The organism is Kitasatospora sp. NPDC052868, from assembly GCF_044547105.1.
In the GTDB taxonomy this organism is placed as follows: domain Bacteria; phylum Actinomycetota; class Actinomycetes; order Streptomycetales; family Streptomycetaceae; genus Kitasatospora.
Map to the genome: position 1 here is coordinate 56,018 of NZ_JBITZW010000012.1, position 16,012 is coordinate 72,029.

The 16,012-nt window shown below is 73.5% G+C and carries 8 protein-coding genes and 1 pseudogene; 6 read left to right on the plus strand and 3 right to left on the minus strand.

Translation table 11 applies throughout. The features are described from left to right. Positions 1-147: 147 nt before the first annotated feature. The gene (locus ACIGZJ_RS21390) at positions 148-1,872 is read right to left on the minus strand and encodes a glycoside hydrolase family 36 protein (RefSeq protein ID WP_396458685.1); all 1,725 of its coding nucleotides are present in this window, start codon (positions 1,870-1,872) and stop codon (positions 148-150) included. Positions 1,873-2,053: 181 nt separating this feature from the next. On the opposite strand from ACIGZJ_RS21390, the gene ACIGZJ_RS21395 reads away from it, so the two are divergent. From ACIGZJ_RS21395 to ACIGZJ_RS21405, 3 genes and pseudogenes are all read left to right on the plus strand, one after another. Beyond that, positions 2,054-3,064: a LacI family DNA-binding transcriptional regulator gene (locus ACIGZJ_RS21395; RefSeq protein WP_396458686.1), complete on the plus strand. Its 1,011-nt coding sequence runs from the start codon at positions 2,054-2,056 to the stop codon at positions 3,062-3,064. Positions 3,065-3,330: 266 nt separating this feature from the next. Then, positions 3,331-3,633: pseudogene (locus ACIGZJ_RS21400) on the plus strand (helix-turn-helix domain-containing protein); the annotation flags it as partial. Between the two features lie 99 nt (positions 3,634-3,732). Then, on the plus strand, positions 3,733-6,759 hold the full coding sequence (locus ACIGZJ_RS21405; RefSeq protein WP_396458687.1) for an AfsR/SARP family transcriptional regulator: 3,027 nt from the start codon (positions 3,733-3,735) through the stop codon (positions 6,757-6,759). An 89-nt stretch (positions 6,760-6,848) separates the two neighbouring features. Here ACIGZJ_RS21405 and ACIGZJ_RS21410 read toward each other — a convergent pair whose 3' ends face one another. Further along, complete coding sequence (locus ACIGZJ_RS21410; RefSeq protein WP_396458688.1) at positions 6,849-8,765, minus strand: protein kinase; 1,917 nt, start codon at positions 8,763-8,765, stop codon at positions 6,849-6,851. 295 nt (positions 8,766-9,060) lie between these two features. Next, complete coding sequence (locus ACIGZJ_RS21415) at positions 9,061-11,148, minus strand: RICIN domain-containing protein (protein ID WP_396458842.1); 2,088 nt, start codon at positions 11,146-11,148, stop codon at positions 9,061-9,063. Between the two features lie 611 nt (positions 11,149-11,759). On the opposite strand from ACIGZJ_RS21415, the gene rph reads away from it, so the two are divergent. The 3 genes from rph (at position 11,760) to ACIGZJ_RS21430 (ending at position 15,994) form a co-directional block, all read left to right on the plus strand. Next, complete coding sequence (gene rph, locus ACIGZJ_RS21420; protein ID WP_396458689.1) at positions 11,760-14,426, plus strand: rifamycin-inactivating phosphotransferase; 2,667 nt, start codon at positions 11,760-11,762, stop codon at positions 14,424-14,426. A 139-nt stretch (positions 14,427-14,565) separates the two neighbouring features. Then, a complete protein-coding gene (locus ACIGZJ_RS21425) occupies positions 14,566-15,453 on the plus strand; it encodes a LysR family transcriptional regulator (RefSeq protein ID WP_396458690.1) in 888 nt (295 codons plus the stop codon). Positions 15,454-15,613: 160 nt separating this feature from the next. Then, entirely contained in the window at positions 15,614-15,994 is a 381-nt protein-coding gene (locus ACIGZJ_RS21430; protein ID WP_396458691.1) for a VOC family protein, read from the plus strand. The last annotated feature ends 18 nt before the right edge of the window (positions 15,995-16,012 follow it).

A 16,012-nucleotide genomic window follows, 5' to 3' on the forward strand; every position in this document is an offset into this window, starting at 1 on the left:
CGGGATCCGGGCCGAGCAGAGCCCGGGCGGTGCCGGGCCCGCCCGGCAGGGGCGCACCGGGCGGGGGGCGATAGACGAGGCGGGCGGCGGTAGGCGGGGTTGATGGCGAGCGGTGGGCCGCGGGGCCGGGCGGGGCCCGCGGCCCGGTCAGGCCGCGGTGTCGGCCAGCGAGACCAGGCCTCCCGTCGGCACCTCGACCACGACGGTGCCCCGGCCGAGTTCGAGCCGCCCCTCCCAGAGCACCTCCCCCCGCGCGTTCCGGACGGTGGCGGAAACGTTTCGGCGCGGACCGCCGGAGAGGGTCACCTGGCGGTCGGCATCGGCGTTGGCCAGCAGGAACTCCGACCACCCCGCCGCCGGGACGTCCACGACCACCGGCGCGTAGCGGGCGACCACCACCGTCCGGCCGTCCCCGGCCCGGACGACCGGGTAGCCGAGCTCGGGGCGGGACGGCACGAACTCGCCCTGCTGGAGCACCTCCGCGTACTTCCGGAAGAATCCCAGCCAGAACGAGACCGCCTCGATCTGCTCCGGGGTCTGCTCCGTCAGGTCGACCGAGATCTGCGGCACCGAGAACAGGACGCCGATCAGCTGCGCGGCGATCTGCTCGGCGCTCTCCTGCGGGTGCCACATGACCATGTCCGCGTGCACGGCGAGCGGACCGGCCGTCAGCCGCAGATCGATGGTGCGCCTGCGGTTCTGCGTCGTGGACAGCGGGCAGTCGACCGCGCGCACCATGGTGGCGTACGGCCAGAAGCCGTGTCCGACGTAGGGCTGGCGGCTCTCCAGCAGGACGGACCCCCGCACCTCGGACGCCCGCGCCACGATCTCGCGGAGCAGCTCGGCCACCGCCTCGCCGACGTCGGCGAAGTCCGCGTCGGGGCCCGCGGGCGGCGCGCCGACGGAGCTGAACCGCTCCAGGAAGTCGAACTTGAACCCGTCCATCCCCCACTCCGCGATCGCCCGGACGGTCGTCTCCACCAGGTGCGCGCGGACCTCCGGATAGCGCGGGTCGACCACGATCGCGCGCAGCGGCTCGACCCGCTGGAGCGCGTAGGGCTGGAACTTCTCCCAGACCGAGCTCTCCTGCCCGACCAGCGGCAGGCCGTACCAGAGCAGGTACGCCATGCCCAGCGACCGGACCCGCGCGACGTGCTCGGCGGTCTCCGGAAGGGACAGCGGCTCCCAGTCCCCGCAGTGGCCGAAGGCGCGGGCACGGTCGGTGGTCATCCACCCGTCGTCGACGATGATGCTGTCGCAGCCGATCCGCTTGGCGAGGGCCGCCTGCCGCTCGATCCGCTCCGGCGAGACCTCCTGCATCAGCGCGTACCAGGTCGAGTAGACCGGCATCCGGGCGACGTCCGGTATCCGCCGGTCGCTCCCCGGCCACCAGCCCACCAGGTCCTGGAGGCAGCGGGCGAAGTGCCGGCCGGACCGGTCGATCCGCAGCCGCAGCACCTTGTCGGACTTGACCCAGAAGCGGAAGTCCCCCGTCGCCTCGACCACCCCGCTGCCGATCACGGCCTCCGCCTGCACCGCCGCGAACGCGCACAGGGCCCGGTCGTGCTGCCCGATCAGGGCCGCGACGGGCGCGCCGCGGACGAAGGAGACCGGGGTCGGCGCCGCCCAGGCCGTGGGCAGCCAGTAGGCGTCGTTGTTCGTCGGCGTCCAGTAGGCGGTGGCCCCGGTGCAGGGGATCCGCCACTCGACCCGGACCTCCCCCTCGCCGCGGACCTCCAGTTCGAGTACTCCGTTCCCCACGTCCACGGGCCCGGACTCGGTTCCGATGATCCGCAGGTCCAGATCCCCCACCCGGATCTCGTGCGGCACGTCGGCGACAGCCGGGGCGTACGGTTCCCACACCTCGGTCATGCGGCTCCAATCCCTTGTCCCGTGAGCGCTCACGTGAGCTGTCACGGGTCATGCTCGTCGATCGCCGCAAGCAAAGTCAAGGCTCCATTTCGCGCCGGTAAACCCACCGGTGAGGGCACGGATAAACTGTCCGACGCTGCGGCAATCGCGGCGAAACCGACCTTCAGCGAGGAGAGCGCGAATGTCCCCGTCGTCCGCCAAACGGCCCACCATCGAGGACGTCGCGCGGGCCGCGGGAGTCTCCCGGCAGACGGTCTCCCGCGCCATCAACGACAAGGGCGAAATCGACCCCCGGACCAGGGAACGCGTCCTGGAGGCGGCCCGCGCGCTCGACTACCGGCCGAACCGCTTCGCCCGCGGCATGATGCGCCGCGACACGCTCACCCTGGGCATGATCCTCCCCAACCTGACCAACCCGTTCTTCCCCGAGGTCGCCGACGGCGTCATGCACTCGGCCGAGGCGGCGGGCGCCCACGTCGTCATGGTCGCGACCCGGGCCACCGAGGAGGGCGAACTCGCCGCCCTCGACCTCATCGACCGGCAGACCGACGGCTTCGTCGGCTACCTCCACCACCCCGCCGCACTCGCCAAGGCCCGGCGGCTGGGCATACCGTTCTCCGTCTTCGGCTGGGAGGCCGAACTCCCCCCGGAGACCGGGCCCTTCAACCGCGTCGACATCGACTTCCGGGACGGCGCCGGGCAGATCCTGGCGCACCTCACCGCCCGCGGCCACACCCGGATCGGCATGCTCGACCTGGGCAGGGACCGGCCCCGCAGCCCGCGCGGCCTGCTCTTCGGCGAACTCGCGGCGCCCCTCACCCCCGGGGACCACACCACCCGGATCGTCGGCTCGGGCAACTCGATCGCGGGCGGGCAGGAGGCGATGGGCCGCCTCCTCGACGCCCACCCCGACACCACGGCCGTCATCACCTACAACGACGTCATGGCGGTCGGCGCCCTCCTCGAACTCGAACGCCGGAACCTGAGCGCCCCGCAGGACTGCGCCGTCGTCGGCTGCGACGGCCTCACCCTCGCCGAGATCACCAGCCCGCCGCTGACCACGCTCCACATCGACAAGAACCTCCTGGGCGCCCTCTCGGTGGAACAGGTAGTCGCCCAACTCGCCGACCCGGCCCGGCCGGCGGCCCACGCCCTCGTCCGCCCCGAGCTCGTCGTCCGGGCCTCCAGCTGACCGCCTTCGCCCGACCACGCCACAGCGGCCTGTCCGGTTGTCGTCGTGCCCACGCCGTAGTGCCGCGGACGGACCTCGCGTAGCCTGCCGATATGCGGTACGCCGGTTCCGCCCAGGACGCCACGGCGTTGTGGGACATCGCCACCCCGTCGCGGCCCGGTCGGCTGCCGGGGGTCGCCATGGCCGGATTCCGCTCCCGGACCGCCGACTTCGTCGAGCTGGGCGTGGTCCCGTACCCGGCCGTCACGGTGGCCGTCGACCTGGGCGACGGGCTGTTCGGCGAAGTCGGCTGGAGCCGTAAGCGGCTGTGGTCGCGGTTCCGCGCCCAGATCGGCCTCACCCCCAAGCAGGCGGCCCGGCTCGTCCGTTTCGACCATGCCGCCCACCGTCTCGCGGCCGGGCACAGCCCCGCCCTGGTGGCCGCCGAGACCGGCTACGCCGACCAGTCCCACCTCCACCGGGAGGTGCTGGAATTCGCCGGGGTGACGCCCGGGGCCGTGGCGGCCGCGCCCTGGCTCGCGGTCGACGACGTCGCGTGGACCGCCCCCGGATACCTGTCGGCGACCTGAGGCACCCCGCCTACCCTCCGAGCGGCAACCTCCGGCCGGCCGTGAGGCGGTCGGTATCATGCGGCCGGGGGTTCGTCTGCGTCCGGAGGGGGACGGTCGGTGGGTGGTTTGCGGTTCGCGGTACTGGGACCGGTACGGGGGTGGCGGGACGGCGGCGAGCTCGCGCTGGGCTCGCCGCAACAGCGGAGCCTGCTGCTCTCGCTGCTGCTGAGGGCCAACCACCCCGTGTCGGCCGGTCAACTCGTCGACGACCTGTGGGGCGAGGAGCCGCCCGCCAAGGCCACGGGCGTGATCCGGACGTACGTCCACCGCCTGCGCCGCATCCTCGGGCCCGCCCCGCTGACCTCGCTCGCCGGCGGTTACCTGCTCACCATGGATCCCACCGGGCTGGACATCCACCGCTGCGAGGAGCTCGTCGGCGCGGCGAAGGAGCTCCGCGCCGCCGGGGAGCACGCCGGCGCCGCAGCCACCCTCCGCTCCGCGCTGGCCCTCTGGCAGGGCGAGCCGATGTCCGGGCTCTCCGGCCCCTATGCGGAGCGCCAGCGCGGCGAGTGGGCCGAACGCCGGGTGACCGTCCTGGAGTCGTGCCTGGAGGCCGAGGTCGAGGCCGGACCGTCCGGCGAGGCCGTCGCCGAACTGACCGCGGTCACGGCCGAACACCCGCACCGGGAGCGGTTCTCCGAGCTGCTGATGCTCGCCCTCTACCGCACCGGACGGCAGGCCGAGGCCCTGGGCGTGTACCGCGCCACGGACCGGTTGCTGCGGGCCCAGCTCGGCGTCGCCGCCGGACCGGGCCTGCGCGAGTTGCAGCGCCGGATCCTGGTGGCCGACGCCACCCTCGCGGCGCCCCCGCCCCCGCCGCCCCGGCCCGGTGGCGCCGCGGGCCGCCTGCCGCACCAGACACCGGTCCGGCCGGCCCGGGCGCCGGTGCGGCCGACCCAGGTACCGGCCGACCTCGCCGACTTCACCGGCCGCGAGGCGCAGGCCGAGGCGCTGCGGACCGCCCTGCTCGCCCCGCACACCGTGCCCGTGGCGACCGTGTCCGGCCTGGGCGGTGTGGGCAAGACGGCCCTGGTCGTCCATGTCGCGCACGGGCTGGCCGCCGACTTCCCCGACGGCCAGCTCTACGTCGACCTGCACGGGACGGACGGCCGCCCCGCCCTGCCCGAGGAGGTGCTGAGCGCCTTCCTCCGCGCCCTCGGCGTGCCGGCGGACGCGCTGCCCGCCGGGCTCGCCGAACGCTCCGCCCAGTTCCGCTCGCTGCTCTCCGGCCGCCGCGTGCTGGTCGTCCTCGACAACGCCCGGGACGCCGAACAGATCAGGCCGCTGCTGCCCGGCCGGCCCGGCTGCGCCGTGCTCGTCACCAGCCGGGCCAGGCTCGGTTCGCTGCCCAACGCCCACGTCGTCGTGCTGCCGGCCTTCGCCCCGGAGGAGGCCCTCGACCTGCTCGGCCAGGTGGTCGGCGGGCAGCGGCTGCAGGCCGAGGCGGACACCGCCGGGGAGCTCGTCCGGCTCTGCGGCCACCTGCCGCTGGCCGTGCGCATCCTCGCCGCCCGCCTCGCCTGCCGGCCGGACTGGACCATGGCCCAGCTGCTCGACAAGTTGTCCGAGAACCGCCGCCGCCTGGACGTGCTGCGCACCGGGGACCTCGCCGTCGAATCGGCGTTCCGCTTCGGCTACGACCAGCTGACGCCCGACCAGGCCCGCGCCTTCGGTCTGCTGGCGGTGCCGGACGTGCCCGATCTGTCGCCGGGCGCGGTGGCGGCGGTGCTCGGCCTGCCCGAGCACGAGGCCGAGGAGCTGGCCGAGTCGCTGGTCGACTGCTCGATGCTGGAGACCGCGCCCCCGGACCGCTACCGGTACCACGACCTGCTGCGCACCTTCGCCCAGCGGCTCACCCCGGATCCGGCGGCGGGCTCGGGAGGGGCGGGCTCGGGGGCGGGCTCGTACCCGGATGCGGTGGCGGACCCGGATGCGGTGGCGGACCGCCCGGCCGCCGTCCTCACCCGTCTGGCGGTCCACCACCACGCCGGCACCGTCGCGGCCCTCGGCCCGTCCGCCACCCGCGCGGCCCTGTCCGGAGCCGGTGCGCCGCAGGCCCCCGACGCCCGCGCGGTGGCGCGCGGTCGCGGCGAGTTCCCCGGCATCGGCGCCCTGGTCGGCCAGTACGCCGGGCTCCCCGCGCCGGACCGGCTCGATCTGGTGGCCGAACTGCTGCTCGGGTGCAGCCTGTTGTGCGAGACCGGCCAGGCCACCCGGCCGCTCGGGCACGCGGCCAAGGTCCTGCTCCAGGCCGCCGTCCGGCAGGGCGACCGGACGTCCGAGGCCAGGGCCCGGCTGGTGCTCGGCCGGCTGCTCACCGAGGTCGGCTCCGAACCGGCCGCGCTCGGCGAGCTGTTCAGGGCCCGCGACCTGTGCACCGCCCACGACCTGCCGGGGCCGCTGCTCGCGCTGTCCCACGCCTCGCTGGCCGCCCTGTTCGTCCAGGTCGGCCGGCCGGGCGATGCCGTCGACGCCTTCACGGCGGCGATCCCGGTCTGGGAGCGGCTCGGCGACCGGCGCTCGGTGGCGGTCGAACTGCTCAACCTGGCGGGCGCGTTCACCGAGCTCGGCCGGTTCGAAGCGGCGGTCCGCGTGGTCGATCAGTCCCTGCTGATCTGCCACCAACTCGCCGACCACGAGCTCCAGGCGCTCGCCCTCGACTCGCTGGGGACGATCGCCCACGACCGCGGCGAGTTCGAGCTGGCCCTGCGCCACCACCGTCGCGCCCTGGCCCTGTTGCGGCCGGACGACCGGCGCCGGACGGGCCGCACGCTGCTGCGGCTCACCGAGTCGCTTCGAGCCGTCGGCCGCAGCGCGGAGGCGGTGGAGGCGGCCGACCGGGCGGTCGAGGTGCTGACGCTCGACGGCGACCGCCGGGGGCGGGGGCTGGCCCTGGCGGCGCTCGGTGACGCGCTCGCCGACGGCGGCGCCACCGAGGAGGCGGCCCGGGCCTGCCGGTCGGAGGCCTACGACATCCTGGCCTCCATCGGCTCCCCCGAGGCCGACCGGCTGCACGCCCTGATCGGCCTCGGCGGGCCCGCCGGCCGGCCCCGCCGGCAGTGGCCGTCCTGGCTCCCGGCCTGACCGCCGGGCGGGCTCCCGGCCTGACCGCCGGGCGGGGGCTCCCTCCAACTGCCCGGGTGACCAGGCTCAACCGGCGCTCCGACGGCTGCTCAGGACAGCGTCCACACCTGGTTGTCCGCGTCCGAGCAGGCCGACATCCGGGCCCACTGGGCGATCCCGTCGGACGTCAGGCACCCCTTGGTGAAGGCGTTGACGATGTGGTGGCCGCCCGGCACCGGCACGAAGGACCAGATCTGGTTCTCGGCGCCCGGCGGGTTCGACCAGATCTGCACGGACCCGGTGCGCCAGTCCAGGTCCAGCACCTTGGTGAAGTTGCTGGAGGCGTTGCGCAGGTAGTACTTGCCCTCGGCGACCTTGTCCAGCCGCCAGGTCTGGGCCAGCGTGCCGTTGATGAGGTAGGTGCCGACCAGGTTGCCGTCCCGGTCCGCGGAGCTGGAGTTGTCCAGCGCGCCGCCGGTACCGGTGATCTGCACCAGGGAGGGCAGCTGCGGCTTCGGCGGCTGGGTGGGCTGCGTCGCCGTCGCGGACGGCGTGGGCGTGGCCGTCTCGTGCGGGGTGGGCTGGGCCGAGGGGCTGGGGGTCGACGCAGGCGTGCCGGTCTCCTGCCCCCCGGCCGGCGCGGCGGGGGAGGGATCCGGCGCGCCCGGCCGGACGGGCGCGACCACGGGCGGCGCGGGCGGCGCGGCGTCCGGGCCGCCGGCGGACCCGGCGGAGGAGGGATCCGGCGCACCCGGCCGGACGGGCACGACCGCGGACGGCGCGGGCGCCGCGGTGTCCTGGCCCCCGGCGGACCCGGCGGACGACGGGTCCCCCGGCCGGACGGGCGCGGCCGGGGTCGGTCCGGCCGACGGATCGGGCCCGGGCCCGGGTGTGGGGCTCTCGCCCGCGCCCGGTCCGGCCGACGGCGCCGAAGCCGCCGCCTGGACGGGCTGCTGTCCGGCGAGCCTGCGGTCGGTCGCCGCCTGCACGGGTACCCCCGGGCCCGCGAGGCCGACCGGCGGCGCGGCGACGATGTCCGGTGCGCCGTCCCGGTCGGGCGGGATCACCGTCGCTCCGGCCGCCCCGGCCACGCAGACCAGCGACAACGCCGTCACCCCGACCAGCCCGCGCAGGCGCAGCCGGGCCCGCGCGGCGCGTCCGGCGGACGGCCGGGGCCGGACCGGGGCCGCGGGCACCGGCTCCCCCGCCCGGACGATGGCCTTCTCCACCGCCGCGGCCATCGTCGCCGCGTCGGACCAGCGCTGGCCGGGCTCCTTGGCCATCGCCCGCTCGACCAGCGCCCACACCGGCGCGGGCACGCCCTCGGGACGCGGCGGCACGGGCGTCGTCAGGTGCTTGAGGATCACCTCGAGGGCGGTCTCCCCCTCGAACGGCAGCCGTCCGGCGAGGCATTCGTAGAGGACGACGCCCAGCGCGTAGAGGTCCGCCGAGGCGGTGACCGTCCCGGTGGAGGCCTGTTCCGGCGCCTGGTAGGCGGCGGTGCCGAGCACCATCCCCGGTACGGTCAGCCGGGCGTCGCAGCCGGGCCGGGCTATGCCGAAGTCCGCGATCACCGTCCGGTCGGCGCGGACCATCAGGTTGGCCGGCTTGATGTCCCGGTGGACCACGCCGGACTCGTGCGCGGCCTCCAGCGCCTCCAGCACCTGCAGCGCCATCCGGAGGGTCTCCGCCACCGGCAGGGCGCCGCGGCGTTCCAGCACGGCGCTCAGCGGCTCCCCGTCGATCAGCTCCATGACCAGGTAGCCGACCGAGCGCAGCCCGTCCGCGGCGCTGTGCCCGTAGTCGTACACACCGACGATGCCCGGGTGCCGCAGCTGCGCCATGACGCGCGCCTCGGCGTGGAAGCGCTCGGCGAAGCCGGGCTCGTCCAGCAGGGCCGGCTTCACCACCTTGACCGCCACCCGGCGGCCCAGGACCTCGTCCTCGGCGAGCCATACGTCGCCCATCGACCCGCTGCCCAGCCAGTCCACCAGCCGGTAGCGGTCGCCGAGTACGGTGCCACGCATGGTTCTCCCTGAATCAAGCCCGAGGACCGGTGCGCATCCGCGGACCGGCCCGGTTCCCTGGGCGCGCCCTGGTCCGGGGCGCCGTCCGCAGATCATGGCACCGACAAATAACTAATGACTTGCCATCATATGAATCCCGCCGAGCCCAGACCATTTCCCGCCCCTACACCCCCACCCCGGCCGTCCCCAACGGTGGTCCAAGCTCGAAAAAGGGCCGGGCGGCCCGACGGGTACGTCGGACCACCCGGCCCTGGTCTACTCGATCACTCCCCGGGGAAGTGGCCTCCTGGTGGGGTCAGGTGCACTGGATCTTCTGGCAGTTCGGCGTCGGGATCCTGTGCTGGACCCCCTGCTGCCACTGCAGACGCGGGATGGAGGCGGCCAGCGCCAGGATGAGGTCGAGCGAGGCCTGCGCGAGGTTGAGCGGAATGCCGGCCGCCGCCAGGGCGCGGTCGTCGACCCACCAGATCGTCAGGGTTCCGGACGGGTTGACCTCCAGCCAGGCTGCGGTGTGGCCCTCGGTTCCGGAGCCCCAGCAGACCCGGCCGCCGTCGCCGTAGACGACGAAGTTGCCGTCCTGCTGCATGGTGGCCCGCCGGCCGCACCCGGTGCTGCCCGGTGCCGTCCACGCCACGGCCGAACTCGTCTGGCCGGTCCAGTCGCTGACCCAGCTGTAGACGAGCTCCAGCGTGCCGTCGCCCTTCATCTGCAGGGTGGTCCACTGGTCGGCGTTGCCGCTGGTGATCGCGGCGCCGCGGCAGAGGTTCCAGCCCTTCCACATCCAGCCGCCCCGCTGCTCGGCGCCCTGCGGCTGGCTTCCGCAGTTGTCCGGCTGCGAGCCGCCACCGCCGCCGGTGTTGCCGCCGGGAAGCGCGGGCCAGGTCAGCTCGGGGTGGCCCTTGACGGTCGGCCACGGCAGGCCCTGGTAGCCGGGAACGGTACGACCGGCGCCCGGAACCACCGGGTCCGCGGGCGCGCAGGGCACGGACAGGTTCCACTTCTGCGCGACGCCGCCGTCACACGGCCTGGCGCCCAGTCCGGTGGACTGCTGCCCCGCCATGGTCAGGCACTGCTGGTCGGCCGCACTGACGAGGCTGAACCCGCCGTCGTCGGCGTTCTTGAACGTCCACTGCTGGTCGGCGCTGCCGTTCGGCCTGCCCGCGGCGTCGTTCCGCAGCGACGACACGGTGGTGTTGTGGCTGTACGGATCCTGCTGCAGAACGAGGCCCGGGGCGAGCGCGCTCTCCAGCGCGAACAGGCCGGTCGACACCTCGCGCAGCCGCCAGTCCTGCGAAACGGTGCAGTTGCGCGAGAACGCCTGGACCGCCGTGCCGCTCGACGGCACGCCGCCGCGCACGTCCAGGTTGAAGGTCGGGCTGTAGGCCGAGGCCGAGGCGGTCAGCTGGTACGTCGCGCCGTCGAGCGGCCGCGGGCTGCCGCCGGAGGTGCCGGGCGCGGCGGCGGGAGTCGTGCCGCCGCCGGACGGCGGGTCCGTCGACGCCGTCCGCGTCACCGCGCCGGTCGTGCCGGCCAGCGCGAGCGACCGCACGGCACCCGGCACGGCCGCCGCCGCCGTGGTGGGCTTCGCCGGGCAGCTCGGCTCCTCGGTCGGGGGCTTCTTGAGGCACGCCTCCCGGTCCGCCGCTTGGGGCGCGATGACCACGACCCGCGCCTGCGGGCCCCAACCGAATTCCAGCAGGCCCGGCAGGGAGTCCCGGGGCGGATCGACCGCGCTCCTGTTCGGAACGGTCTCCAGCATCTGCATCGCTCCAGATGCCTCCATGCCGTTGGCCGTACGGACGAACTTCTGGGTCACCTTCGTCGCGGACACGATGAAACTGCCCGGTATCTTTCCGACCGCGGCCCATTCGTACTCCCCCAGAGCGCTGGAGGGGACGTTCTGGTACTGGGAGGAGATGTCGAAGAAGCGCCTGTCAGGGCGTATGACGTAGACCCAACCCGTCTTCTCCGCCGTGCTGGGCCCGTCGTCGGTGCCGACCTGGGAGAATCCGCTGTGCAGCGCGGCGAAGCGCTTCGCCACACTCATCTCGGACGTGGTGCTCACGTAGCCGGAATTGGTGGTGCTGTGCCCGGATGCCGAGTCGCCCGTGACATGGCGCGGCACGGAGTAGTCCGACACGCCCACCGCCGCGCCCTTCGCGGTGAAGCCGTCGCGGAAGATCGTCTCCGGGTCGACCCCTTCGGCTCTCCAACCCTCTTCAGGAGCGTTCCCGTCGGTCTTGTCGCTCCGCAGGTTCAGCCCCACCCCGCGATACACGAATTGGGGGAGCTTCGTGCTCGTGTCGAGGCACGGATGCAGGTACGGCGGTGCCTCGACCGCCTGCGCGGCCGGCGCGACGGCGCCCAGCAGAGGCAGCGTCATCACCCCCGAAATCGTCGCGGCCACCAGGGACCGGAGTCTGGAACCGAAGAAATCCCGGCGCATGGGCGTCGGGAACCTCACCTTCACAGGAACATGCAGAACAATCCGGGCCGAGACGGCCGCGGGCTCGCACGAACGTAGAGAGAGGTGATCAACAACGCGTGTACGCCGCGTCAAGGCCTGCCCGACCGGCCGCGCGGCCCGGAGGGGCCGGCGGCGCAGTGTGGCTGCAGGGGGCGCGTGTGGCGTAGGTGGCGCGTGTCGCAGCAAGCGGCGCGCCGCCGCTCGGCGGGGGGCTTGGCGGTTCCAGCGCGGACGACAACCGGCAGAAAAAAGGAAAGGCAAGGAGATACGTCTCTCCTTGCCACTCTCAACGTATAACCCACCGGGGGGCTTGCGGCAAGACCCCGGTCACCGCGCAGAATCCTTGGCCGAGGCCACAACCTGCGGAAATGAGGGCACGACGTGCGGGTGCTGTTGTCGACACACGGGGGACGCGGTGACACCGGTCCGGTGTCAGCCGGTCCGGTGTCAGCCGGTCCGATGATGGGACCGGCAGTGCAATCGGCCGGTGGGGTGCGCCGGGACACCACGGCCGCGGAGGTAGCGCGATGACCGGGCAGTACGTGCTCGACCTTCGGGAGGTCGACCGGACGCAGGTCGCGATCGTCGGCGGCAAGGGCGCGCACCTGGGCGAGCTGTCCCGGATCGAAGGCACCAGTGTGCCGGCCGGCTTCTGCGTGACGACGGAGGCCTTCCGGCGGATCATGGCGCAGGCGCCGTCGATCGACGATCGGCTCGACCGGCTGTCCCGCCTGGACCCGGACGACCTGGAGGCGGTCCGCACGCTCAGCGCGGAGATCCGCCGGACCATCGAGGCGATCGCCGTCCCGGGCGATCTCGCGACGGCGGTCACCGACGCGCTCGCCCGGCTCGGCGGGCAGGCCGCCTGCGCCGTCCGGTCCAGCGCGACGGCGGAGGACCTGCCGACGGCCTCCTTCGCCGGCCAGCAGGACACCTATCTGAACGTCGTGGGGCCGGCGGCGGTCCTCAGGCACGTCAGCCGGTGCTGGGCCTCGCTGTTCACCGAGCGGGCCGTGGCCTACCGCCGGCGCAACGGCATCGACCACCGCACGGTCCGGATGGCCGTGATCGTCCAGCGGATGGTCTTCCCCGATGCGGCCGGCGTCCTGTTCACGGCCGACCCCGTCACGGGCAACCGGCGGACCGCCACCGTGGACGCCGGCTTCGGCCTCGGCGAGGCCCTGGTCTCCGGCCTGGTGAACCCGGACGTCTTCAAGGTTCGCGACGGAGAGGTGATCGCCAGGACGATCGCCACCAAACCGCGCGCCCTCCACCCCCGCCCGGCCGGCGGTACGCACGAGGTGGCGATCGACCTGCGGCGGCAGGAGCAGCCGGCCCTGACCGATGCCCAGGTGGTGCGGCTGGTGCAGCTCGGGCGACGGATCGAGGCGCACCTCGGCCGCCCGCAGGACATCGAATGGTGCCTGGTCGACGACGACTTCCGGATCGTCCAGAGCCGGCCGATCACCACGCTGTTCCCCGTCCCCCAGGCCGCCGACCAGGAGAACCACGTCTACGTCTCCGTCGGCCATCAGCAGATGATGACCGACCCCATGAAGCCGCTGGGGCTGTCCATGTGGCAGCTGACGGCGATGGTGCCGATGCACGAGGCCGGCGGGAGGCTGTTCGTCGACGTCACCGGACGCCTGGCCTCGCCCGCGAGCCGCGCCGGCCTGCTGGACCTCGTGGGGCGAGGCGATCCGCTGGTCAGGGACGCGTTGGAGACCGTCCTGGACCGCGGCGACTTCGTTCCGTCGCTCCCGGACGCCGGTCCCGCAGGGCCCGGGAGGCCGCCGGGGGACGGCGCGTCCGCTCCGATCGAGACCGATCCGGCCATCGTCGCCGAGCTGATCGCGCGCAGCGAGGCGTCCCTCGCCGCCCTGCGGCGCGACATCCGGACGAAGACCGGACCGGCACTGTTCGACTTCCTGCTGGGCGCCTTCGAGGAGCACAGACGAGACCTCGGTGATCCGCTGAACATGCAGGCGATCATGGCGGGGATGGAGGCCACCTGGTGGCTCAACGACAGGCTGCAGGAGTGGCTGGGCGAGAAGAGCGCGGCCGACACGCTCACGCTGTCCGCCCCCGACAACGTCACCTCGGAGATGGGGCTGGCGCTGCTCGACGTCGCCGACGTGATCCGCCCGCATCCGGAGGTGGTGGCGTTCCTGCAAGGCGTCCAGCACGAGGGCGTCCCGGGCAAGGGCAGCCCGGGCGAGGGCGTCCAGCACGAGGACTCCCCGGGCGGGGACTTCCTGGACGGGCTGGCGAAGCTCGCGGGCGGACCCGAGGCGCGCGACGCCGTCGAGGCCTACCTCGACCGGTACGGCATGCGCTGCGTCGGCGAGATCGACATCACTCGGCCGCGGTGGCGCGAGCGCCCCGGCACACTCGTGCCCCTGATCCTCGACAACGTCAGGCTCTTCGCGCCGGGCGCGGCCGGGCGGCGCTTCGAGCACGGGCGGCAGGAGGCGCTGCGGAAGGAACAGGACGTACTGTCGCGCCTGCGGGCCCTGCCGGACGGCGAGCGGAAGGCCGACGAGACCAAACGGATGATCGACCGGGTCCGGACCTTCATCGGGTACCGGGAGTACCCGAAGTACCACATCGTCAGCCGCTACTTCGTCTACAAGCAGTCCCTGCTGGAGGAGGCCGAGCGCCTCGTGCGGGCCGGCGTGCTCGATGAGCCGGAGGACGCCTTCCACCTCACGTTCCAGGAGTTCCACGACGCCGTGCGCACCGGGCAGGTGGACGGCCGGCTCATCCAGGAGCGCAAGGAGGCGTTCCGCTCGTACGAGGCGCTCACCCCGCCCCGGGTGCTCACCTCGGACGGCGAGGCCGTCGCCGGCGCGTACCGGCGCGACGGCGTGCCGGCCGGCGCCCTGGTCGGCCTACCGGTCTCCGCCGGGACCATCGAGGGAAGGGCCCGCATCATCCTCGACATGGCGCAGGCCGATCTCGAAGCGGGCGACATCCTGGTCACGGCCCACACGGACCCCAGCTGGTCACCGCTGTTCGTCGCCGTCGCGGGCCTGGTGACGGAGGTGGGCGGCCTGATGACCCATGGCGCGGTGATCGCGCGGGAGTACGGCCTGCCGGCCGTCGTGGGCGTGGATCAGGCCACCCGGCTGATCCGGGACGGGCAGCGGATCCGCGTGCACGGAACCGACGGGTACGTCGAGCTCCTGGACTGACGGACGGTGACCTTCCGGGCGCCGGGTGGTGCCGAGGGTGTCCGGCCCGACCGGGGTCCGTGTCGGGTCGGGGCCTCGGACCTGGAAGGATGGGCCGTGGCGGTCCGCCGCGCGGACGTCACGGGGTAAGTGGGGGCATGTGGAACTGCGTGACATCGAGATCTTTCTGACCCTGGCCGAGGAACTGCACTTCGGCCGGACCGCGGAGCGGCTGCACGTCTCCGGGGCACGGGTCAGCCAGGCGATCAAGAAGCAGGAGCGCTCGATCGGCGCGGAGCTGTTCGCCCGGGACAGCCGCAACGTCCGGCTGACGCCGATCGGTGAGCAGCTGCGGGACGACCTGCGGGTGGTGCACCAGGGGCTGACCCAGAGTCTGGCGCGGGCCCGGCTGGCCGCCCGGGGCAAGACGGGCACGCTCCGGGTGAGCCTGTTCCCTGCCAACATCCAGGAGCTGCGCCGGTACTTCGAGACCTTTCGCACCCGCCACCCGCAGTGGGACCTGCGGCTGCGGATGTCGGCCTACGCCGATCCCTTCGGCCAGCTGCGCAACGGGGAGGCCGACATCCTGGTCACCTGGCCCGCCGTCCACGAGCCGGATCTGACCGTGGGGCCCACCCTCTTCTCCGAGCCGAGAGCGCTGGCCGTGGACCACGGGCATCCGCTCGCGCGGTGGTCCACGGTGACCCTGGAGGAGATGAGCGACTTCCAGCACGTGAGCGTCAACCCGTCGCCCGACTACTGGATGGACCACTACGTTCCGCAGCACACTCCCCAGGGCCGGTTCATCGACCGGGGCGCCGTCGTGAACAACATCGAGGAGATCTTCATGACGGTGGGCATGCAGGATGCCGTGGCCCTCTTCCCGGTGCACGTGGCCCGCTACTACCCTCGCCCGGACATCGCCTACCTGCCGGTCAAGGGCCTGGAGCTGCTTTCGTACTCGCTGGTGTGGCGCACCGAGTCGGAGAACGAGATGATCCGCTCCTTCGCCCGCGTCGTACGCGACCTGGGGCCCCTGCCCGACTGAGGCGTGCCGATGGGCCGCGTCTCCGGCTGCAGTGCCGCGTGGGAGTGGGGATCGCCAACACCGGGGTTAACGACCGTTGCGAAAGTCGCAGTTGATCCCCGTACCGGCGCGCCCGAAGCTTGATCCATCCCAACGATCGAGCACGAGAGAGGGGTGCGCGATGAACGTCGTGTCCTCCGCGGTGTCCCTCACGGTCACCGACCCCGCCGCCTCCAGCCGATTCTTCACCACCCACCTGGGGTTCCGTGAGGTCGTGGTCGACGAGGACGTCGTGGAGCTCTGCCGTGACGACGCGGCCGTCGACCTCATCCTGGTGCGGCGCGACCTCGAACAGCACGGGTCGGGCCAAGGGCCGACCGACGTGATCGTGTCGTTCGCGGTCACCGGCATCGCGGCCGAGTACGAGCGGCTGCGGAACGAAGGGGCCGGCCTGGCCGTGACCCTCCAGCAAGAGCCATGGGGCGAGCTGGTGGTGCGGGTGACCGACCCCAACGGAGTGGTCGTCCAGCTCACCGAATGGGTACCGCCGACAGGCGCCTGACTCCCCGGCCGCCCGACT

Excerpts from the sequence above, each read along its gene's own strand:
- ACIGZJ_RS21390 (WP_396458685.1), bottom strand. The coding sequence starts at position 1,872 with ATGACCGAGGTGTGGGAACCGTACGCCCCGGCTGTCGCCGACGTGCCG.
- ACIGZJ_RS21395 (WP_396458686.1), top strand. The coding sequence starts at position 2,054 with ATGTCCCCGTCGTCCGCCAAACGGCCCACCATCGAGGACGTCGCGCGG.
- ACIGZJ_RS21410 (WP_396458688.1), bottom strand. The coding sequence starts at position 8,765 with ATGCGTGGCACCGTACTCGGCGACCGCTACCGGCTGGTGGACTGGCTG.
- ACIGZJ_RS21415 (WP_396458842.1), bottom strand. The coding sequence starts at position 11,148 with ATGACGCTGCCTCTGCTGGGCGCCGTCGCGCCGGCCGCGCAGGCGGTC.
- rph (WP_396458689.1), top strand. The coding sequence starts at position 11,760 with ATGACCGGGCAGTACGTGCTCGACCTTCGGGAGGTCGACCGGACGCAG.
- ACIGZJ_RS21430 (WP_396458691.1), top strand. The coding sequence starts at position 15,614 with ATGAACGTCGTGTCCTCCGCGGTGTCCCTCACGGTCACCGACCCCGCC.